The sequence below is a fragment of the uncultured Pontibacter sp. genome (genome assembly GCF_947495565.1).
Taxonomy (GTDB): Bacteria; Bacteroidota; Bacteroidia; order Cytophagales; family Hymenobacteraceae; genus Pontibacter.
In genome coordinates this window covers 411,758-433,452 of the sequence record NZ_CANLZM010000001.1, presented here as the reverse complement: position 1 = coordinate 433,452, position 21,695 = coordinate 411,758, and the positions used below count along the sequence as shown (strand labels likewise).

Annotated in this window: 18 protein-coding genes; 6 read left to right on the top strand and 12 right to left on the bottom strand. The window is 50.4% G+C overall.

Going from position 1 to position 21,695, the window contains the following annotated elements; genetic code table 11:
• Positions 1–39: 39 nt before the first annotated feature.
• The 10 genes from Q1B04_RS01830 to yjjX form a co-directional block, all read right to left on the bottom strand.
• On the bottom strand, positions 40–816 hold the full coding sequence (locus Q1B04_RS01830) for a DUF4397 domain-containing protein (protein ID WP_299754808.1): 777 nt from the start codon (positions 814–816) through the stop codon (positions 40–42).
• A gap of 17 nt (positions 817–833) precedes the next feature.
• On the bottom strand, positions 834–2,498 hold the full coding sequence (locus Q1B04_RS01825) for a SusD/RagB family nutrient-binding outer membrane lipoprotein (protein ID WP_299754806.1): 1,665 nt from the start codon (positions 2,496–2,498) through the stop codon (positions 834–836).
• A gap of 12 nt (positions 2,499–2,510) precedes the next feature.
• A complete protein-coding gene (locus Q1B04_RS01820; protein WP_299754804.1) occupies positions 2,511–5,582 on the bottom strand; it encodes a SusC/RagA family TonB-linked outer membrane protein in 3,072 nt (1,023 codons plus the stop codon).
• A 730-nt stretch (positions 5,583–6,312) separates the two neighbouring features.
• The gene (locus Q1B04_RS01815) at positions 6,313–6,729 is read right to left on the bottom strand and encodes a Mut7-C RNAse domain-containing protein (RefSeq protein ID WP_299754801.1); all 417 of its coding nucleotides are present in this window, start codon (positions 6,727–6,729) and stop codon (positions 6,313–6,315) included.
• Between the two features lie 108 nt (positions 6,730–6,837).
• Positions 6,838–6,984 carry a hypothetical protein gene (locus Q1B04_RS01810; protein WP_299754800.1) on the bottom strand — a complete coding sequence of 49 codons (147 nt, stop codon included), beginning with the start codon at positions 6,982–6,984 and terminating at the stop codon, positions 6,838–6,840.
• Positions 6,985–6,996: 12 nt separating this feature from the next.
• Entirely contained in the window at positions 6,997–8,184 is a 1,188-nt protein-coding gene (locus Q1B04_RS01805) for an NRAMP family divalent metal transporter (protein WP_299754798.1), read from the bottom strand.
• A gap of 6 nt (positions 8,185–8,190) precedes the next feature.
• A complete protein-coding gene (locus Q1B04_RS01800) occupies positions 8,191–8,952 on the bottom strand; it encodes a 5-oxoprolinase subunit PxpA (RefSeq protein ID WP_299754795.1) in 762 nt (253 codons plus the stop codon).
• On the bottom strand, positions 8,949–9,962 hold the full coding sequence (locus Q1B04_RS01795; RefSeq protein WP_299754793.1) for a biotin-dependent carboxyltransferase family protein: 1,014 nt from the start codon (positions 9,960–9,962) through the stop codon (positions 8,949–8,951). The genes Q1B04_RS01800 and Q1B04_RS01795 overlap by 4 nt, the downstream gene beginning before the upstream one ends.
• Entirely contained in the window at positions 9,953–10,687 is a 735-nt protein-coding gene (gene pxpB, locus Q1B04_RS01790) for a 5-oxoprolinase subunit PxpB (protein WP_299754791.1), read from the bottom strand. Before pxpB ends, Q1B04_RS01795 begins: the two co-directional genes overlap by 10 nt.
• 7 nt (positions 10,688–10,694) lie before the next feature.
• The gene (yjjX, locus tag Q1B04_RS01785; protein ID WP_299754789.1) at positions 10,695–11,261 is read right to left on the bottom strand and encodes an inosine/xanthosine triphosphatase; all 567 of its coding nucleotides are present in this window, start codon (positions 11,259–11,261) and stop codon (positions 10,695–10,697) included.
• 187 nt (positions 11,262–11,448) lie between these two features.
• Here yjjX and Q1B04_RS01780 point away from each other — a divergent pair, with 187 nt between their 5' ends.
• Positions 11,449–13,977 (top strand): M1 family aminopeptidase, encoded by a 2,529-nt coding sequence (locus Q1B04_RS01780; RefSeq protein WP_299754980.1) that lies wholly within the window; start codon positions 11,449–11,451, stop codon positions 13,975–13,977.
• Between the two features lie 215 nt (positions 13,978–14,192).
• Here the strand turns inward: Q1B04_RS01780 and Q1B04_RS01775 are convergent, their stop codons facing one another.
• A complete protein-coding gene (locus Q1B04_RS01775) occupies positions 14,193–15,890 on the bottom strand; it encodes a pyruvate dehydrogenase complex dihydrolipoamide acetyltransferase (RefSeq protein WP_299754787.1) in 1,698 nt (565 codons plus the stop codon).
• 198 nt (positions 15,891–16,088) lie between these two features.
• Complete coding sequence (locus Q1B04_RS01770) at positions 16,089–16,730, bottom strand: histidine phosphatase family protein (protein ID WP_299754785.1); 642 nt, start codon at positions 16,728–16,730, stop codon at positions 16,089–16,091.
• Between the two features lie 56 nt (positions 16,731–16,786).
• Here Q1B04_RS01770 and Q1B04_RS01765 point away from each other — a divergent pair, with 56 nt between their 5' ends.
• The 5 genes from Q1B04_RS01765 (at position 16,787) to Q1B04_RS01745 (ending at position 21,590) form a co-directional block, all read left to right on the top strand.
• On the top strand, positions 16,787–17,206 hold the full coding sequence (locus tag Q1B04_RS01765) for a hotdog fold thioesterase (protein ID WP_299754783.1): 420 nt from the start codon (positions 16,787–16,789) through the stop codon (positions 17,204–17,206).
• A 33-nt stretch (positions 17,207–17,239) separates the two neighbouring features.
• Positions 17,240–18,412, top strand: coding sequence for an isochorismate synthase (locus Q1B04_RS01760; RefSeq protein ID WP_299754781.1), 1,173 nt, complete (start codon positions 17,240–17,242; stop codon positions 18,410–18,412).
• Positions 18,413–18,573: 161 nt separating this feature from the next.
• Positions 18,574–20,277 (top strand): 2-succinyl-5-enolpyruvyl-6-hydroxy-3-cyclohexene-1-carboxylic-acid synthase, encoded by a 1,704-nt coding sequence (gene menD / locus Q1B04_RS01755; RefSeq protein ID WP_299754779.1) that lies wholly within the window; start codon positions 18,574–18,576, stop codon positions 20,275–20,277.
• Between the two features lie 270 nt (positions 20,278–20,547).
• A complete protein-coding gene (locus Q1B04_RS01750) occupies positions 20,548–20,991 on the top strand; it encodes a DoxX family protein (protein ID WP_299754777.1) in 444 nt (147 codons plus the stop codon).
• A 143-nt stretch (positions 20,992–21,134) separates the two neighbouring features.
• On the top strand, positions 21,135–21,590 hold the full coding sequence (locus tag Q1B04_RS01745) for a DoxX family membrane protein (RefSeq protein WP_299754774.1): 456 nt from the start codon (positions 21,135–21,137) through the stop codon (positions 21,588–21,590).
• The last annotated feature ends 105 nt before the right edge of the window (positions 21,591–21,695 follow it).

The following is a 21,695-nucleotide window of genomic DNA, read 5'->3' as shown; positions in this document are numbered from 1 at the left end:
TTTGGGCGGCGCTTGCAGTCCTATGAAAAGCCGTGAAGCTTATCTGTCTCTGAAAAGAATATGGCTAACAGCTGCAGTAGTAGCAAGATCGCCACGCAAAGTATACGTGTAAACACGACCTGCTGTAGGCGTGAAGCTAGACGATTTGATCGTCACAGGCTCACCGGCAGCATTCTGCGTTTTAAACTCTACCACGTAAGAACCCTGAGCTTCGATAGCTACATAAGCAGTGTTACCTTTGTATGCCACATCAGTTCCTATCACTGTTCTGGTTTCTGGCGTTTCAGAAGTAGCAGTGCGCACAGCCTCGGCATCATAATCTGCCGGAAAGTTTTTCGCCAAATTCACGAAACGAATATAGCTCTTGCTATAATCCGCTTCCGGCAAATTGTCTTCCACCAAAAAGTTGCTAAACCCTTCGGCTTCGCCTAGCAGAAAATTAGTATAATACGCTCCTTCGTTTAAGGTTACGCTGGAGTTGCTCACCACACCTGCACCTACTGTAGCAGGGCTCATCGCCTGCAGTGTGTAGGCACCGGAAGGTACGTTTGCATAGCCGTAGCTTAACGGAAAAACTGAGATGGTAGTATAACCAAGCCCCTGCTCTTCGCCGGCGCTGTTAGCAGCCAGTGCAGATATTTTAGTATTATCCAGCATAAAGTTTACGGCAGGTGCGGCTGGCGCAGCATGCACAAACTTAATAAATGCACCGCCGTTTACCGGCTCATTATGGTCTTCAATGGCATTCTCATCGCAGGAGCCCAGCATCAGGCCGGCCGCAAGCAACGCGAATGATTTATAAAGTATATTTTTCATGTATGATTATCTGATAATTACTTACTAAACCACATTTCTACTGTATGGTAATCCTGCTCTAAGCCACCGATTGATTCCAAAGACGCCACATTCCACATATACTCTGAGTTATAGCGCGGACGGAAACGGTAAGCTGGCTTGCCTTGATTCAGGCCAAACAATGGGCTTGGAAGCACGAAGCCAGCGAAAACATTATTTGCAGGGTTATCGTCGATGGTGCCGTCTTCATTTGCAATGTAGTCATACCTTCTCAGGTCAGACCAGGTCTCAATGAAGCCCCAACCCCACTGCGCGATGTATTTCTGCAGCATGATCTTCGGCAGGGTCAGTTCCGCAGTAGTCTTCGGCATCAGTTCCTCGCTGGCCATGTACGCGTCACGGCGGGCCTGGAAAATGGCCACTTCATCTTCTGGTGTAGAAGAGTCGTTGGTCACGAAAGACTTAACAAAATCCATGTGTGCGTTTACGCCTTTGGTGTACGCATCAAGCGCCATGCTTTGGTCGCCTTTAATGTATGCTGCCTCTGCTTTAATAAACTGCAGCTGCGCATACGTCATCAGCGGGAAGCGTGCGTTGTTGCCAAACAGGTACTTGTTCGCCGTGGTAGCCGCTACGTTATCTGTTGGGGTAGCCCAAAGGTTACGCGGACGCTCATTGGCAACCGTATACTCGTTTACGCCGACACCCGGAGTTACACCACGATATTTGCCGTCGTTAGCAGGAGCCAACATAACTGGCAGGCGTGGGTCTTTCAGGTGCGCATCTGCAAAAACCGGGTCTACTTTCTGTAAGGTCGGGTCGTTCAGCACCGGGTTGGTGCCATCCAGCAGGCTTACAATAAACTTAGACTGGCGGTACGGGTTCAGGTTACCACGGCGCGGGCCGAAGAAGTTTGTATCTGAGCTAACAGCACCCTCAAAACGAATAGATGCGTCGTCGGTATTGCTTCTCAGCGCCTTGTCTACATACTCAATAACTTTATCCGGGTTAAAGGTTGATTTGTTAGTTAGACGGCTTTCATTAATAGCAAGCAGGCCGTAAGCAAAGCGAAGCCACTTCTCACGGTCACCGCTGTAAATCAGATCGCCCTGCGCTAAAGTAGAGTTGCCCACTTTACCGTCTGTGCGCTGCAGGTTTTCGATGGCCAACATGGTCAGGCGTCTTACCTCTTCGTACACATACTCCTGCGAGTCATAGTCAAAGGTTGTTCTGCCTGGCTCAAAAGCCTGCTTCACAATAATTTCACCGTGGTAATCCGTCAGCATCTGCCAGCCGTAGGCACGCAGTACGTAACCTACGCCCACAAATTCCCAGCGCTCTTCTTCCTCAGCCTTGCTGATCATATCGGTCAGGTTCTCCCCCATGTTCCAATACACGGAGCGCCATAACTGGCCGGCCGCATCGCTACCAGACACATACCCATGGCGATCCCAGGTGTTGTCTACATCGCGCCAGTTCCAGTTTTGGATATAGCGGCCCAGGTAACGGGCATCAAACTGAATACCCAAAACAAGCTCAGACTGAATGGCTGGCAGGTAAAACTGCGGTGCCACCACTTGGTCAGGTCCGTTCGGGTTTGTGTTTACATCCAGGTAGCTATCGCAGCTCGTAGTTGCTAGTGTGCCTGCCGCAAACAGGGAGGCACACACTATCTTTTTAAAGTAATTGTATTTTGATCTCATGATAATTCTTGATTAGAAGCCTACTCTTACACCGAAGTTCACACCGATTGGCATAGGGAAGTTACCATAGTCGAAGCCAACTCCACCGCTACCGCCAACTGCCGCAGAGTTACCGTTCACCACTGGGTCCAAACCAGAATAGTTGGTCAGGATGAAAAGGTCTGTGGCTGTAATAAACACACTGCCAGCCTTGATGAACTTAGCACGGCTCAACAGATCTGAATCGAAGTTGTAGTTCAATGTCACGTCGCGCAGACGTACCCAGTTGATATCCTTCTCGATAAAGTTAGTTTCTGGCAGGCCATAAGAAGTAGACCAGTAGTTCGCGTCACGCGACGGGTCAATCACTTTTGTGTTCTGCGTTGGGTTAGCAGAGTTCTCGTTGCCATCCTTCAACACACCTTCAAACACTACCGGCGTCTCACGGTCCATTGTTCTCATGCTCAGGCCGCGGGCCGTCAGGAAGTGCTCTGTACCGTTGTAGATGTCTCCGCCTTTTCTGAAATCAAGCAGGAAGCTTAAAGACAAGTTTTTGTAAGCGAGTGAGTTTGTTAATCCAACTGTAAAGTCTGGCTGTCTGTCACCTACAATCTTCCACTCAGTCAGGTCGCGAAGCGGGTAACCCGTGTTCGGGTCGATCAGCATCTCGCCTGCTTCGTTGCGCTGGTATTCAAAGCCTGTAAGTGTAGTAAGCGGCCCGCCAAGTATAGAACCGTTACGTACGTTGCCGTACAGCCAGGTATCAGACATGTAAAACTCGTTTACGCCAGTTGGCAGCGAGATCAGTTCGCTCCACAGGTGCGTGAAGTTTGCCAGCACATCCCAGGTAAAGCTAGAGCTTACTACCGGAGAAGCGTTAAACTGCAGCTCTATACCTTCTGTTCTCATTTTACCAGCGTTAAACGCCTGCAGGATGAAACCAGTGGCATAGCTCAGACGCATATCCTGTACAATCTGGTCTTCTGAAAGCTTGTTGAAGTAGGTTGCATCAATACCAATGCGATTGTTGAAGAACTTCAGCTCAGTACCAAATTCGTAAGAAGTTGTCATTTCCGGGCGCAGGTCTGGGCTAGGGCCAGTGAAGCTATAACCAAATCCACCGCCGGTTGAACCTTTAGGCTCCAGGAAAGCGCGGATGCTGTACGGGTTAGCATCTTTACCTACTTGCGCCCACGAACCACGCAGTTTACCGTAGCTCAGCACGTTGTTGATGCCGCGAAGCGGCTCCAGTTCAGTGAAGATAAAGCTACCGCCAACTGATGGGTAGAAGAAAGACCTGTTCTGCACCGGAAGCGTTGAGCTCCAGTCGTTACGGCCTGTCAGCGTTAAGAAGAAGATGTTGTCATAATCCAGCGTCAGGTTACCGAAGGCACCAATACGGCGGCGCTCAGACAGACGGTTACGGCCACGGTGTGTGGTGTTGTCTGTGTTTTCGATAGAGAACAGACCTGGAGCCAGGAAACGCTCGCCTGTAACAGCCTGCGTGTAAGTCTCCTGTGAGTAAACAGCGCTACCAACTTTCAGGTTAGCATTCAGTTTGCTGCCGAAGAAAGAACGATCTACCTCACCGTAGTACTGCAGGTTAAAGTTTTTGCTGTTATCCAAAGACTGGTCGAAGATACCGCCGCGAGAGAAGCCGTAAGCCGACTCCGGGTGGCGTACCATTGTAATCTGGCCAGAAGAGAAGTCGAAACCGGCGTTACCTACAAAACGCAACCACTCCAGTGGCTCAATCATGATGCGCGCGTTGGTAATGTAACGGTTGTTGGTGTTGTTGATCGTGTTTTTGTTCACGTTAAAGAACGGGTTCTCAATCTCGCCGTCGCCGGTAGAATAGAACCTGCGCTCTCCGTTCGGAGTCATGTACACACTTGCATCGTCTGTACCTGGCCAGGTTAACAAGCCCAGCAGCGGACCACCCGAGCCTTTAAAGGCTGAGTTATTGTCTGTATAAGTATAAGCAAACGTAAGGTCAGCAGATATATACTTGTTCATCTCAGCTGTTACCGCAGATGACAGGTTAAACTTGGTCAGATCTGTGCCTGGCACAAAACCCTCCTGTCCTGTATAGCCACCTGAAATACGGTAAGTCGCCTTCTCTGAGCCACCGCTTAAAGACAGGTTATGCTTTTGCGTAAAACCATCCTGGAAGAAGTTGTCGATGTTGTCGTAGAACTGCGTTCCTTCCGGGTAACGTGCTCCAAAGTATGAAGTCGCTTCGCCGGTTGGGTCTGTTACGCCGTTATCACCACGGTCGTATACACGCTGCACCTCCGGAAACTTGTTGATGCGCTCTACTCTAAAGCTGTTGTTATAATCAATGCGTGGGGCACCAGCCTTACCTCTTTTAGTAGTAATAACTACCGCACCAGAGGCAGCATCGATACCGTAAAGCGCAGAAGCTTCCGGACCTTTCAGGATAGTGATGCTTTCAATATCTTCGGGGTTAATGTCCGCCGCACGGTTAGTGAAGTCAGTAGACCTGTTGTTAAGCGCTGTAGCAGAGCTACCCGTAGACGCAAAAGCAGAAGTATTGAACGTGCTGTTGCTGATAGGCAGACCATCAACCACAAAAAGCGGTTGGTTGCTTCCGCTCAGCGAGGACACACCACGAATCATAATAGAGGTAGATGCACCCGGCATACCAGAAGTAGTGTTTACGTCCACACCAGCTACGCGACCAGCCAAGCCATTCACGAAGTTCTCGCGCTGTGTCTGAGCGATGGTAGAACCCTTTACTTCAGTTACGGCATAGCCCAGTGCTTTTTTCTCCTGCTTAATACCAAGAGCTGTCACCACTACCTCGTTCAGGGTTTCGGTGTCGGCTTGCAATGCTACGTTAATGGTTGCTGCGTTACCGACAGTGCGTTCTGCCGGTTTCATACCAATAAAGGAGAACACAAGCACATCGCCCGGCTCCACATTATTGATAGTGTACTGGCCGGTAGCATCGGTTACAGATCCGCGCTGCTTGCCTTTTAAGGTCACAGAAACACCCGGAAGCTCAATTCGGTCTTCCGCGGACGTTACCGTTCCACTTACAGTTTTGCCTTGCGCAAAACCCTCTGCATGTAGTAAGAGCATACATAGCCCCCACAAAATACATCGTAAATAGTTTTTCATATTTATGTTAGGTTGATATTAAGGCATGAAGATATATAATATTTTATATTCCATGCTAATCTTTGAATTAATTAGTTGCATTTACATTGATTTTTTTTGGTTCAACTTCTCTGTTGCAACACCTAAAAAGCAATAGCCATAACATACTAAATTGTTTGATTTTTAAGCAGATTGTGGCATAAGGCAATCTAAACCAAGTAATTTCTGTACTATACCGATAATGCGCATAACATCTAATGAAGAAGCACTCACTCAATTTATACATATAAAATAAATACAATTGCTGAAATTCACTCAACTGTTCATGTACAGGCTTTTTTGTAATAGCCACGCAACAGCCTTGGCAATAACATTGCAAAAAAAACACAGTGAAAATGAAGTTTAAACAATCTGTAGCGTATCTTATGCTTGCTGAGGTGCAAAACATAGCAGCTTATATACTAGCGGGAAAAAGAAGTAATTAGAAAGAAGTACTTTCCAAAGCAGGCAGTCAAAACAATATTTCGAGAAGCGATTTTTAGCGTAATAGCTCAATTTAGGGGAGTTTTTGACAGGTTTTCCTAAAAAATTAAGCTTCTACATACATCTCACCCCCTAATTTTGAGCAAGCAGTATTGGTTTCACACTTCATTCTTGAGAAAAGGGCAAATTTTACTTGGATAGTTTTTACCGTATTTCAGAGGTGATAGCCTTAACTCTGGCGCCTGATTTTTGCGATGTACTGCTGCATGCGCTCATAATGGGAGCCTTTCCAGTAAATGCGGCTACAGAAAGGGCAGCGGTAAAACTCATGGAAATACTGCCTAGTTTTGGGCGGATGCTGCTCCACAAAAGTATAACCAGCCGGCCAGCTTCTCCCCTCTTCCACCGGGTATACTTCTACTACGTCGTCCGGATGCAGCGCATACGAGAGCAAAACCGGCATCCCGTTTACCAGCACCACATCCACCTCCGGATGCGGCACGCCCAGGGCTTCTATGGCATCTTTTATGGCGGGAGCGCCACGGAAAGCATAGTGTATCACCTGCCGCTTCCGGTGCTTGCTCAGAAAATCATTCAGCGCTCCATGAAATCGGAAAGTGGCAGTCTGCTCTGGCTGTTTGCTCATACCCAGGTTTACGGGAGTGGGAAATTGTTGATTGCTGGATTTTGATTGTTGGCTGCAGCGTATATCAGTAAGATGAAGTATAAGTAAAACGGTGCATGAGGCAGATCATCAGATTTGAGGTAATATGAAGTATAACTGCAAGTGCAGCAAGTATAAACTTATACTTTGGTTGATTTCGAAAGTATAAGCCTTAAAGTTAAATGCACCGCGACTCTCGCCATACTTGCCTGAACGCACAGCAATGCAGGCTTTCAACAATCAAAGCACTTAATTAAATAGCTTTGGCAACTGCTGCAGCAGCGTGTAACCGCCGAGGTATGCCATCACCAGCACCACCAGCACACCGAAAACCGTTAACAGCGGCGGGTGCCGGTAATCGCCCATAATGCTTGGCTTGTAGGCTGCGTAAAGTATAACTCCCAATGTAAGCGGCAAGATAAGGCCGTTCAGAGCTCCGGCAAGTATAAGCAGGCGCACCGGCTGGCCAATAGTTACGAAAATGGCCGTGGAGATAAGTATAAACCCGATGATCACCCAATTCTCATTCCTGCGGATAACGCCGCTAAACGACTTAAGAAAGGATACAGAAGTATAAGCAGAGCCAATAACGGAGGTAACCGCAGCAGAGAGCATCACCACACCAAAAAGCTTATACCCCACCTCTCCTGCCGCCAACTGGAAAACCGAAGCCGGCGGATTGGCAGCATCCAGCACCAGCCCTTTGCTTACTACGCCCAGCGCCGCCAGAAACAGAAACACCCGAATAACCGAGGCCACCGTAATACCCGACACCGCACTGGTATTTACCTCACCAAGCGATGCCTTGCCTTTTATACCGGCATCCAGCAGTCGATGGCCTCCGGCAAACGTAATGTAGCCGCCCACTGTGCCGCCCACCAGGGTAACAATCGCCAGCACATCCACCTCATCCGGCAGGAAGGTTTTAGCAACAGCCTCGCCCAGTGGCGGCGCAGACGTAACGGCCACGTATACAATAAGCAGAATCATCAGAAAGCCCATTACCTGCGCAAAACGATCCATTACCTTACCGGCCTCACGCACCAGGAAAACAGCAATCGCCATGCCGGCGGCAATCATGGCCCCTACTTCCGGAGAGATGCCCAGCAGCACATTAAAGCCAAGCCCGGCACCGCCCACATTGCCGATGTTGAAAGCCAAGCCACCCAGCACAATCAGGAAAGAGATAACGGCTCCCAAACCTGGCAGCACTAAGTTAGCGATGTCCTGCGCCCGCCGCTCCGACACCGCAATCACCCGCCACACATTCAACTGCACACCGATATCCAGAATAATGGAGATAAGTATAACGAAGCCGAAACTTGCGGCCAATTGCTGCGTGAAAACGGTAGTTTGCGTCAGGAAGCCGGGACCAACGGCAGAGGTAGCCATCAGAAAAGCCGCACCGAGCAATACACTCCAGTTCTTTTGTTTCATACTTGCTTAAAGGGCTGAAATGTGAATGCCTTCCGAAATGAGGCGCTCACGGATTAGTTTAGCAAAAGGCAGGGCATGTGGCCCGTCGCCGTGTATGCAAACAGTGTCTGCTTGTATCCTTACCTCCGTCCCCTGCCGCGACTGCACTTTGCCTTCCTGCACCATGCGCAGCACCTGCTGCACCGCCTGCTTATCGTCGGTGATGAGCGCGTTGGGCTGGCTGCGAGGCGTGAGCGTTCCGTTCTGTTGGTAAGTACGATCGGCAAAAACCTCATTCGCGGTCCTGAGGCCAAACTTTCCGCCGGCCTTTACCAATTCACTTCCGGCAAGGCCGTATAGTATTAGTTCCGGATTGATTTTAGAGACAGCATCGGCTATGGCTTCGGCTAGCTGTTGGTTGGTTGCGGCCATGTTGTAGAGTGCCCCGTGCGGCTTTACGTGGTGCAGGCTTGCTCCCTCGGCTTTTGCAATGGCAGCCAGCGCCCCCACCTGGTACAGCACCATATCATACACCTCCGCCGCCGATACGGCCATCTCTCTTCTTCCAAAGCCAACTAAATCGGGCAGGCCCGGATGCGCGCCGATTGCCACTTTTTTTACCAGGGCCAACCTCACCGTCTTTTTCATAGTGGCAGGATCACCGGCATGAAAGCCGCAGGCAATGTTGGCGGAGCTGACGTAGTGGAGCAATTCGCTGTCGTTGCCCATGTTCCAGGAGCCGAAGCTCTCGCCCATGTCGCAGTTGAGGTCTACAGTAAGGTGGTTCATGCTTGGTAAAGCTTGTATTTAATTGCCTGCTGCAGGGCAAGCACTTGTTTTTTCTGGTTGTATAATAGCCGCTGCGCCTCCTCCAGGCTAACATCCTCAAACCGAATGATGCCACCGAACTGCACCTGTGCCAGCTTGGGCAAGTCGGCGGTAATGATTTGGGCAATGCGCGGATAACCGCCGGTGGTTTGGGAGTCGGCCATCAGAATAATGGGAGAACCCTGCGGCGGCACCTGTACCGTTCCGAAACTCACGGCCGAGGAAAGCATGTCTTTCTCCTCCTCCAGCGCCAGCGTGGCTCCGCGCAACCTGTATCCCATTCTGTCTGACTGCGGGGTCAGCTGGTACTTTTCGCTCCAGATATAGCCTCGGCTGTTTTCTGAAAACCAGTTATACTCCAGTCCGCCCCTTGCGCGCAGCACCGGGTTTTGCTCATAGCTTGGCAGCAGTTCCGGCTCCGGGCTCCAACTGGCTTCTGTAAAAGTATCGTCCTTTTTTACCTGTAGCAGCAGCTCACTCAGCATGGCCCTGTTCAGCTCACTCAGCTCACCACAGTGTAAAGTATCAGCGCTTCGTAAGGCCCTGCCTTCCAGTCCTCCGATACCTGCGCTTAAGTAAGTGGAGCGGCTGCCCATCTGCACCGGCACGTTTATTCCTCCGGCCATGGCCAGGTAAGCATAATTCGCATGCTTTGGCTTGCCGAAACGCAGTATGTTTCCGGCCTTTACGAGCACCGGCCGCCACAGGCGCACCGGCTTATCATTTATACTTGCGGATAAGTCAGCGCCGGCTATGGCGATCATGGCATCCTGCTCAAACTGCAGCTCCGGCCCCTGCATGCAAATCTCCAAAGCAGCGGCACCTTCGCTATTGCCAGCCAGCAGATTCGCGATGCGCAGCGCCAGGGCATCCATGGCTCCGCCCACCACCACACCTTGTTTTTGATAGCCGTAGCGGCCAAGGTCCTGCACGGTAGTTAGCAGGCCGGGCTTAAGCACTTTCACACCCATGCCTGCCCCTCCTCTCTATCTATGTATTCCTCCTCCGGAATCGGTACAAAACGAACTTCATCACCTGCTTGCAAAAGACTCGGCTCATCGCGGTTTGGGTTGAAGAGCTGTAGCGGTGTGCGCCCTACAAGTTGCCAGCCACCGGGGGTGCTGATAGGGTATACTCCTGTCTGCGCTCCGGCAATGCCTACACTTCCGGCTGGTATACTTGCTCTTGGGCTGGCTTTACGAGGTGTAGCAATACGCGCATCCATACCTCCTAAGTACGGAAAGCCAGGTGCAAACCCGATCATGTAAACATGGTATTTCCCGCTGCTGTGTATCCGAATCACTTCCGCTGCATCCAGTCCGGCATGATCCGCGACCTCCTGCAGATCAGGGCCATACTTGCCGCCGTACACTACTGGCAGCTCCACCACCCGCGCTGGCGCTGGCTCGGCTTTTTCTGCCTGCTCCAGCAATACCTCCAGCTGCTGCACTGCTTCGCTGTAGGCATCCAGCTTTCCTTCCTGGCTCAACACCCAAGGATCATAGTAAACGGTGATGGTGGTAAAAGCTGGCACAAACTCTACTAAACCAGCAAAAGGCTGCTGCTCCAGCACCTGAGACACGGCACGTATACGATGATGCGTGTTTAGGTCTATCTCCCCGCCGAACTGCAGCACCACAGCTGAGTCGCCGAGGGGGCAAAGTTGCAGCGGCGGATTTTGGATGATGTGAGGCATAAGGATTTTATACTTGCGGCTGCGGCTGTGGTTTCAAATACAGGCTTTTGTTCCGGAAAGGCAGCAGCGCCAGCACCACCGCCTGCTCGTACAGTTCGCGCCTGTCCACCACGTTATGCGATAAAATACCGATGGCCCCGCCTTTCTGTTTGGAGTTGGAGTGGCTGAAAACCCTGTCGTTGGCTGTGCCTAACTCTACCCCCTGCTCCACCAGCTCGCGCACCTGCGTAGGCAGGAAAAAAGTACCTGATCGTGCTTTGCCAAGCTGCTCCCGGCCCTGCACCACCACCCACGCAAAAGTTGCCAGCTCCTCCGTTATCACCTCCACACCGCCTTCTATCCCGATCCAGAAATCAGCCTCCGGGTGTATTTCTTTTGCATTGGCCACACGGTTCAGCGCCCCCTGCAGCGTCTCCTGCCCGGTCATGGGTTGGTCTGCCACACCCGACGCCACGCTTACAGGCTCAGGTATAAAATCTGCCTCCGGAAACATGCGCTTTAGTCCGTCCACCGCAGCATTTACCTTCACAGGGTTTTTAGAAGCGATGATTACGCTGTATGTTTTGTTCTCCATGATCAAATTAAAGTATAGATTTAAAAGATGCCGAGATCAAGCCCTACGCTTTTACTTCTCTCACTATAAAGCTGTAAAGCATGGCCTTTCTACAACTCTCTAACTTTTATAAGTATATTTGAAAAGTATGAAAAAGAGAAACAGAAACCTACTGATAGCAGGTATAGCTTTGTTCAGCGCCGGCAGCATGGCTTCCTGCAGTGGCACCAAAACCGTATCTGAGCCCATACCTGTAGAAACCGGCGTATCCAAAGAGCTGGCCGACTTCCGCAAGCAAGTGCTCAGCCACATTGCTTACGATATTAGCCTGGATATTCCCGCAGAGCGGCAGCAACCTATCCCCGGCAGCGAGACCATTACCTTCCGCCTTTCCGACAACAGCAAACCCCTGCAGCTCGACTTTAAAGAGAACCCTGACCACCTGAAGCAGGTATGGCTGAACGGACAGCAACTGGAGGCGAAGCTGGAGAATGAGCATATTATACTTCCGGCCAGCCATCTGAAGCTCGGCGAGAACGTGGTGAAGATAGATTTTATAGCCGGTGATTTATCCCTGAACCGCAACCAGGATTACCTTTACACGTTGCTGGTGCCCGACCGCGCCCGCACGGTGCTGCCCGTGTTTGATCAGCCTAACCTTAAGGCCACGTTCAAGCTCAACTTAACCATGCCAGCAGACTGGAACGCCTTGGCAAATGGCACATTGGTAGATTCCACGCGCTCCGGCACTAGTAAAAGCTATACTTTCGCTGCTTCGGATACCATCCCGACTTACCTATTCTCTTTTGCGGCTGGCAAGTTCAAGCACGTGCAGCGCGACATGCGGGGCACCGCCATGCACTTCTACCACCGGGAAACCGACCAAAGCAAGATCCGCGAAAGTATGGACCCGATCTTCCAGATCCACAGCGATGCACTGGTTTTTCTGGAGGATTACACACAGATTCCGTACCCATTCCAGAAGTTTGATTTTGTGGCGATTCCGGATTTCCAGTACGGCGGCATGGAGCACGTAGGGGCGATTCAGTACAAAGCCTCTACCCTGTTTTTAGACGAAGGCGCTACAAAGGATGAGAAAATAGCTCGCTCCAACCTCATCGCCCACGAAACAGCGCACATGTGGTTTGGCGACCTGGTAACCATGCAGTGGTTTGACGATGTGTGGATGAAAGAGGTGTTCGCCAACTTTATGGCCGACAAAGTAACGCAGGTGGCGCTGGAGAACACCAACTATGACATGAAGTTTCTGGTAGATCACTTCCCGGCTGCTTACGGTATAGACCGCACCTCCGGAGCCAACCCCATCCGGCAACCGCTGGATAACCTGCAGGACGCTGGCTCACTTTACGGAGGCATCATCTACCACAAAGCACCAATCATGATGCGGCAGCTGGAACGTTTGATGGGTGAGGAAGAATTACGCAAAGGGCTGCAGGAGTACCTGAAAACCTACGCCTACCATAATGCCACCTGGCCTGACCTGATTAAAATTCTGGATGCCCGCACCACCACCGATCTGCAGCAGTGGAACCAGGTATGGGTAAATGAACCAGGCCGCCCGGTTTTTACACACGAGCTAAAAACCAGCAACGGCAAAATAGCGCAACTGCGCGTGTCGCAGAAAGGCGAAGATGGCTCCGACAGAGTATGGCCACAGTTTTTCGAGATAGCACTGGTATACCCGGACCGCCTCGAAGAACTGACCGTGGACATGACCAACAAAGAAATTATAGTAGAAGCCGCCGCTGGCAAAGAAGCACCACTGTTTATACTTTTCAACTCCACGGGGCAGGGCTACGGCGTATTCCCGGTTGATGAGGCGATGCTGCAGCGGCTGTATACGTTGCAGGACCCGGTGCAGCGTGCCTCCGCCTACATCAATCTTTACGAAAACATGCTGAACGGCCGCAGCCTTACACCCTCGCAGCTGCTTGATTTTTACCAGAAGGGACTACTCCAGGAGCAGGAAGAGCTGAATATAAAGCTGCTGACTGGCCAACTGAGCGACATTTATTGGGGGCTGCTCACTCCGGCACAGCGCCAGCAGCATACGGCACAACTGGAGCAGAATGTTTGGCATGCGCTTGCGCAGCAGCAGGCATCTAACGTTAAAAAACTGCTTTTTAAAACCTATCAAAGTATAGCCCTCACCCAGCAGGCACAGGAAAGGCTGTACCAGATTTGGCAAAAGCAGCAGCCGCCCACGGGCATAAAGCTAAATGAAGATGATTACACTTCGCTGGCGCTTGCCCTGGCTGTACGCAACTACCCGGCTGAAAATATACTGGAGCAGCAGTTAGCTCGTATTCAGAACCCGGACAGGAAAAAGAGGCTGGAATTTATGATGCCGGCTTTATCGCCAGAGGTGCAAGTGCGGGATGCGTTTTTTGCCTCTCTGAAAGCGGCAGAAAACCGTGAAAAAGAATCTTGGGTAGCTTCTGCGTTAGGCTACCTGCACCACCCGCTGCGTGCTGAAACATCAGAGAAGTACCTGCCGCAGAGCCTGGAGCTGCTGGAGGAGATACAACGTACCGGCGACATCTTCTTTCCTTACAACTGGCTTCGCGCCACCTTTGGCTTTTACCAGACAACAGCGGCGGCTGAAGTGGTACGCAACTTTTTGGCCGCCAACCCAAACTATAATCCAAAGCTAAAAGCAAAGATTTTACAGGCAGCGGATGATCTGTTCAGGGCGGAGAAGCTGGTGAAACAGTAATAAAGCACATCGTGTTGTGAGCTTTCTGTATACAACACGATGTGCTAAAGTATGAAAGTACAAATTGGAGTCACGTATGCTGGGAGCTTAGCACATGCATCACCACGAGCTGAAAACTCGCAGTAGAGAAACTCCCAGTTCTTTAAAAATTTTTAAAAGCAAAAGAGGTCCCTCCGTTTCCGGAGGGACCTCTTTTGCTTTATACTTGCTGCTACTTAAACCAGTATTCTCACCGGATTCTCCAGCAGGTTTTTGAATGTTTGCAGGAAAGCTGAGCCTACAGCACCATCCACTACGCGGTGGTCGCAGGAAAGCGTTACCTTCATAACGTTTCCGATCTGGATGTTACCGTTCTTCACAACCGGAATCTGCTTAATACCGCCCACTGCCATAATGCAGGCATCTGGTGGGTTGATGATAGCCGTGAATTCTTCGATGCCGAACATGCCCAGGTTGGAGATGGTAAAGGTGTTTCCTTCCCAATCAGACGGCTGCAGCTTCTTGGTTTTCGCTTTGCCACCCAAGTCTTTTACCTCCGCAGAAATGGCAGATAAAGATTTAAAATCAGCGTTGCGAACAACCGGTACCAGCAGACCTTCTTCTACCGCTACGGCTACACCAATGTTGATGTGCTTGTTGTAACGGATCTTGTCTCCTAACCAGGATGAGTTAACCGCCGGGTGCTGACGTAGGGCAGCAGCTGCAGCTTTGATCACAAGGTCGTTAAACGATACCTTCACCGGAGACACTTCGTTGATGCTGGCGCGCGCCTCGATGGCTTTGTCCATATCAATTTCCATGGTCAGGTAGAAGTGCGGCGCCGTGAACTTGCTCTCGGCCAGGCGGCGGGCAATCACCTTGCGCATCTGCGATACGCTCACTTCTTCGTAAGCCTCGGCTGGTGCGCCAGGTATGGCAGCAGCCTGAGGTGCGGCGGCCTGTGGCGCAGTAGCTTTTTGCGGTGCGGCAGACGGAGTGAAATTCTCAACGTCGCGCAGCACAATACGGCCACCTTCACCGGTGCCTTTTATTTGGGACAGCTTAAAGCCTTTCTCTTTAGCAACTCGCTTCGCCAACGGAGAGGCCTTGATGCGGCCATTCTCAGAAATAGCAGCAGCTTCCTCTTCAGCAGTATCGGTTACTTTAGTATCCTGCACTTTCTCAGAGGTAGTAGCATCTACTCCTGCCTCAATTGCTTCATCAGTCTTTGCATTTTCCTGACGCTCCTGCGTGTCTGATGAGGCTGCTCCTAAAAGCGATTTATAATCAGCGCCTTCCTCACCTATGATAGCGATAATGGCATCAACGGCAACAGAGTCGCCTTCTTTTACGCCCAGGTAAAGCAAGGTGCCGTCTTCATAAGACTCCAGCTCCATGGTAGCCTTATCGGTTTCCACCTCAGCCAGAATATCGCCGGACTTAACTTTGTCGCCTTCTTTTTTCTGCCAGCTCACCAGTACGCCTTCTGTCATGGTGTCGCTCATTTTTGGCATGCGGATTACAGAAGCCTTGATGTTGCTTGTGTCAACAGCGGTTTTAGCGGGAGCCTCTTCTTTGGCTACAGCAGGCTTGGTTTCTTCTTTCTTCGGCTCTGGCTTCTCCTCTTTCTGTTCAGATTTGGAAGCTGGTGCGCCACCGTCTTTCACCTCGCTCAGAAGCCCGGAGATATCCTCGCCCTCTTTACCGATGATAGCGATAACAGCATCTACAGGTACAGAATCGCCCTTTTTAGGACCGATGTGCAGCAGTGTACCGTCTTCATACGACTCTAGCTCCATGGTAGCCTTGTCAGTTTCCACTTCGGCCAGTATGTCGCCGGAGCTCACTTTGTCGCCTTCTTTTTTCAACCAAGATGCAATCACCCCCTCTGTCATCGTGTCGCTCATCTTGGGCATTCTTATAACTTCAGCCATAAATTTCGTGTTGTTTGTTCGCCCAAAAGGTCTGTATTATCCGCCCAAAATTAGATTTAAAAATATTTTATTCAAACTATGTTGGCACACAAAAGATAGGATCACCTAATATTAAGTATAAGTGGCCAACCTCAAGCCTGTACATAGTACTGAGAAGCAAGTTAATCAAACATGCTTAATTTCTAAAGCATTGGGCAATTACTTCTGCGTTATACCTTCAACAGATGGCTGCAGGTGCGCCACATCGCAGTATTTTCTAACGGAAAACATGCTGCCCGTAAAGTCTAACTGGTAGAGGCAGAGGTTCTGGTGCCGGAACTCATCCATACAGCGTAAAGGGTAACGCAGCAGGTGGCAAAGCATAATACGCATGGCTCTGCCGTGCATACACACCAGTATGGTTTCCTCCTCTGGCCGGCTTAGCATAAGGTCTACAAAAGGTTTCTGCCGCTCGTAAACAAGTTCCGGGCTCTCGCCGCCTTCTATGCAAATGCCGGTATTGCCATCGCACCAGGTCTGCAATATTCCATGGTAATAGGCATCTTCTTCTGGAGTGATGCGGGTTCCTTCGCGGGTGCCCCAGTTTATCTCGTTTAAACCGGAGTGCTTTTCGTGCGGTATGCCTAAATCAATGAACTGCTGCACGGACTGTATGCTGCGCTGCAGCGTGGAAGTATAAACCTTGTCGAATTTAACATCTTTATACTTCTCGAAAAACAACGCCGCCTGCCGCTGCCCTTCCGCGTTCAGCACAGAATCCACGCCGCTGCCCTGCACAATGCTCTGCAGGTTATAGTCTGTTTGCCCGTGGCGGATCAGGTATACTTTCTTAATACTCAAAATTCTTCTACTTTTGCCTTCTTACATAAATCAGTGCGAATTTAGGCATTGCGGCGATGGATAAAAATAATGATACGGTGGAGCAGGTAAAACAGTGGTGTAAAAATACCATGATCGAGCACCTGGGCATTGAGATAACAGAGGTTGGCAAGAATTACCTGTGCGGCAGAATGCCGGTAGACCAGCGCACGCACCAGCCGATGGGACTGCTACACGGTGGCGCCTCGGTTGTGCTGGCCGAGTCTTTGGCAAGTATGGGCGCAGCCCTGCAGGTTGACTTAACAAAAAAAGCCTGCGTCGGTTTAGAGATTAATGCCAACCACATGCGCGGCATCAGCTCCGGCTGGGTGTATGGCAAAGCCACTCCCATACATGTGGGCCGAAGCACGCAGGTGTGGGAAACTAAAATCACGAACGAAGCCGGCGACATGATCTGCATCAGCCGCATGACAGTAGCCGTTATTGACAAAAAGTAAAAAGAGGCTATTTCGGCCTCAGGAGAAGACCTAATGGGTACAGCAACCCGCGTGTATACTTTATCAGACATTTTCAGGGCGGCCATTGCCGGAAATATGGCAGTAGCTGTGTGGCGCCTGCCCAATACCGATAGCATGCATGCCTGCGTGCAGTTGCGGGAGCATTACACAACCGGGCAGCCGCAACTGGAGACTAGTCCTTTTGGGTTCTTCTTCTGCCCTTTTCAGGTATCCGGGCAAGAGCAGAATATCTTTATCAAAGGTGATGTATACTTTGACGGTGAAACCCTGACTCCCGCTCCCGATGCGCCGCCGCAACAGCTACAGGCGTTTTATACTTTGCTGGATGGGCAACAGCAGCAGCCGGACTGGCACACCTCGCCTAGCGCACAAAATCATACTTACCAGACAGAGGAAGGGTTTACCATAGCCATACGCAAAGCGGTAGAAAGTATACAGGCCGAGCAGATGGAAAAAGTGGTGCTGTCGCGCAACAGGCGGGAGCCGCTGCCGGATGGCTTCTCACCTGTTTCTGCTTTTATGAAAATGGCTGCCGCTTACCCGAGGGCTTTCGTATCGCTGGTGTCGGTGCCGGGCGCAGGCACCTGGATGGGCGCTTCGCCGGAGATACTGGTAAGCATAAACGAGCAGCAGATATTTCATACCATGGCGCTGGCCGGTACCCAAACGGCTGTCGCAAACGTGGCAGACGCTATCTGGCGACAGAAGGAAATTGAGGAACAGGCAATGGTGGAGCGGTACATCCTGAGCTGCTTTAAAAAATTGCGCCTCCGCGATTATACGGAAGTAGGCCCTAAAACCGTGGTGGCCGGTAACCTGATGCACCTGCGCACCGATTTTAAAGTCAACCTAAAAGAAGTGCACTTCCCAACACTCGGAACCGATATGCTGGAGCTGCTGCACCCTACCTCTGCGGTTTGCGGTTTGCCAAAGGAGCCGGCGCTGGCGTTTATAATTGCCCACGAAGGCTATAATCGCAGCTACTACAGCGGCTACCTGGGCCCGGTAAACAGCTCCAGCGGCTCGCATCTATATGTTAATTTACGCTGTATGCAGCTGCAAAAGCATGAAGCTATACTTTACGCCGGTGCTGGCATAACAGAAGCTTCCGATCCGCAAAAAGAGTGGCAGGAAACACAGCATAAAATGCAGACGATGCGGCAGATACTTGTTAATTTTGACTGAGTTATTAAGTGCTGAATTGCCATAAGGTTAACTTGTTGCTCAGCTAAGTTATTATGCTCTAAAAAGATATTGGTGAAACACGTTCCCTGTAACTTCTCAAAAGCTAGCTTAGCCGCAGCGCCACTAAACAGTCTATCAATTAAGCAGTTCATCAAGAAAATATGATCATCCAACCTGTTGTTAATATAGCTGAGATTTGCGCCCAGAAAGGTGTGGAGCATGCGGTGCTGTCGCCGGGCTCACGCTGCGCGCCCCTGACGATCGCCTTTGCCCGCCACGCCAATTTTACGGTGCGCACAATTAGCGATGAACGCGCGGCTGCGTTTATCGCGCTTGGTATTGCCCAGACAACAGGTAAACCAACCGTGCTGGTGTGCACCTCTGGCACAGCTGCGTTAAACTACGCCCCTGCCGTGGCCGAAGCATATTTTCAGCAGGTGCCCTTGCTCATACTTACCGCCGATAGACCCCCAGAGTGGATTGATCAGCTGGACGGGCAAACCATTCGCCAACACAACGTATTCGGGCAGCACATCAAGCAAAGCTATACTTTCCCCGTTGATTTTACTCACCCGGATGCCGTGTGGCACAGTGAGCGGATGGTGTCTGAGGCGCTGAACGAAGCGGCGGAATTCCCTGCCGGTCCGGTTCATATAAATGTTCCGCTACGGGAGCCTTTTTACCCTGGCCAGCAAGAGGAGTTGACCTATAACAACCAGGTTAAGATTATTGAGGAAGAACAGCCTGCGTTTATGTTGAGCGCCGCGCAGGCTCTAAAGTTGCAAGAGGAAATCCTGAAGTATAGAAAGGTGCTGGTGCTGGCCAGGCACGATCAAAAGGACGAGGCATTGCTGCAAGCCATTCAGGCATTTGCCGATACTACTGGCGCTGTAATAGTAGGCGACATCATCAGCAACACACATCATTTGCCGAGTGCAGTGCGCCATCAGGATGTGATTTTTGCCAACCCTAATCAGGAGCTTCTGGCAGCGCTTCAGCCCGACCTGCTCATTACTTTTGGCAAGTCTATCATCTCTAAATCACTGAAACTATACCTGCGCAAGTATAAAGCTGCCGCGCAGTGGCACCTACAGCCAGCAGGCCAAGTGGCAGACACGTTTCAGTCGCTTACGAAGATTATACGCTGCTCGCCTCATAGCTTTTTTGCAGCCATGGCCGGAAGTGTAAAATCAGCTGGTACTTTTGCTGCAGCCTGGGCAGGAGCGAACAAAGCAGCCGACGCTTTTCTGAAACATTACACAGCACAAGCAAACTACAGTGAGCTGCCAATTGTAGCCCGTGTACTTCAGCAGCTGCCCCAGCACAGCAACTTGCACTTAGCAAACTCTATGTCGGTACGCTATGCCAATATAGTAGGGTTGTCGCCTGGGCAACAAGTGCACGTGTATGCTAACCGGGGCACCAGCGGCATAGACGGCAGCACCAGCACCGCTGTTGGCTGCGCCCTCACCAGCCCGGGCATCACAACGCTTATCACCGGAGACCTTGCCTTTTTCTATGACCGCAACGGATTATGGCACAATTACCTGCCCCAAAACCTGCGCATCGTACTGCTAAACAACCACGCCGGCGGTATTTTCAGGTTGATTGACGGACCCAAACAGCAGCCCGAGCTTGAGCCATACTTTGAAACGCACCAGGCACTGAACGCGGAGAACACGGCACGTGATTTTAAGATGCAATACACCCCGGTTTATACTTTAAGTGAGCTGGAGCAGGCGCTCAGTGACTTTTTTAAGGCAGAGGCAGGAGCTGGCATTCTGGAAATTTTCACCGACAGCACAACCAATGCCCAGGCGTTTGAGTCTTATCGAAAAGCCGTTCGTAATCTAAAGCTTTTGTAGAAACCAGCTTTTCGCGGCTATATACTTTAACTTATTTGCGAGGATAATTCCGCGTGCGTAGAAAGCGAATAATTACGCTATACTTTTGGTACTATACATAATCTATAGTTATCTATAGTTTATACTTCAGCGCTGGATAAAGTATAAATGTTTCATTGCTATCCATCCCTGGCAAGTATAAAAACTTCAATTAAAAACCTTATTCTCACCTTATAAAGCGATCAAGGCGTATATATAAATAGAAGCATGTTTCACTAAACCTTCTGCGCCATGAACTACACGCGAGAAATTAACCATGCTGCACCTCGCACCAGTGCCAGCAACCCCGTCTGGATGGATAGCCTCCGAATTCTGTTAGGCTTGTTTCTCTTCACTAAGGGCATACTCTTTTTGGAGCACAACACCGATGTTTTTTACATTTTCAGCCAGAGCCAGGAATTTATCAGCGTTGAGAAAGCCTCTTTGTTTACCAGTGCGGTGCATATTACTGGTGGCCTGATGATTACGGTCGGCCTGCTGACACGCTTTGCCATTTTGCTGCAAATTCCAGTGTTGATGGGAGCCATGCTGATCGTAAACCCGCAGCGCGGCCTGCACCTGGGCAATACAGAACTGTGGCTATCGGTGGTGGTGCTGGGGCTGTTGCTCTTTTTTATGGTGGTTGGCCCTGGCCGCTACTCAGTAGACAACAAGGTGCTGCGACAGCTGAAATAGCACAGTTTCAGGATCATTGCTTTAAACTTGACTCAGCTAGTGCAAAAGGTAAAAATATAATTTGCACTTAAAATTATCCGGTTTGCCCTAAAACTCGTTTAATATACTGAGAGTCAATTTGTTTTATTTTAAACTCTAAAGCCATGAACCTTTCACACGACATGCACCGCGTTGAGCGCTGGGCGGACACACACCACCCGGCGTGGCTCGATATACTCAGGGTTGGATTGGGTGTTTTCCTGATGGTAAAGGGCTTTATGTTCATCCAGGATACACAAGCGTTATTTAGCATCATGAACAAAAGTCAGTTTCCGTGGGTTTCTATGGGTTTGGCGCACTACGTAGCTTTTGTGCACCTGGTGGGCGGGCTGCTTATTGCGCTTGGTCTGCTTACGCGGGTGGCCATTTTGTTCCAACTGCCAATTCTTATCGGAGCCGTTTTCTTCATCAATCCTGACCGGGGTTTCTACTCAGAAAACACCGAGCTCTGGTCATCCATCATTGTATTGCTGTTACTTGTTTTCTTCCTGATTTTTGGTTCAGGACGCTACTCTGTAGATCGGCTTATTCGTAAGCCCGATAAAGACTGGCTGTATTAAGAGCTGCAGGTTCGGAAAACAACATTTTCTGATGCCGAGCCCTCTAAAAGCTTTTCCGCATTGTTTGTTTTAACAAGGCTTTACCCCATTTTTGCATCAGCACGT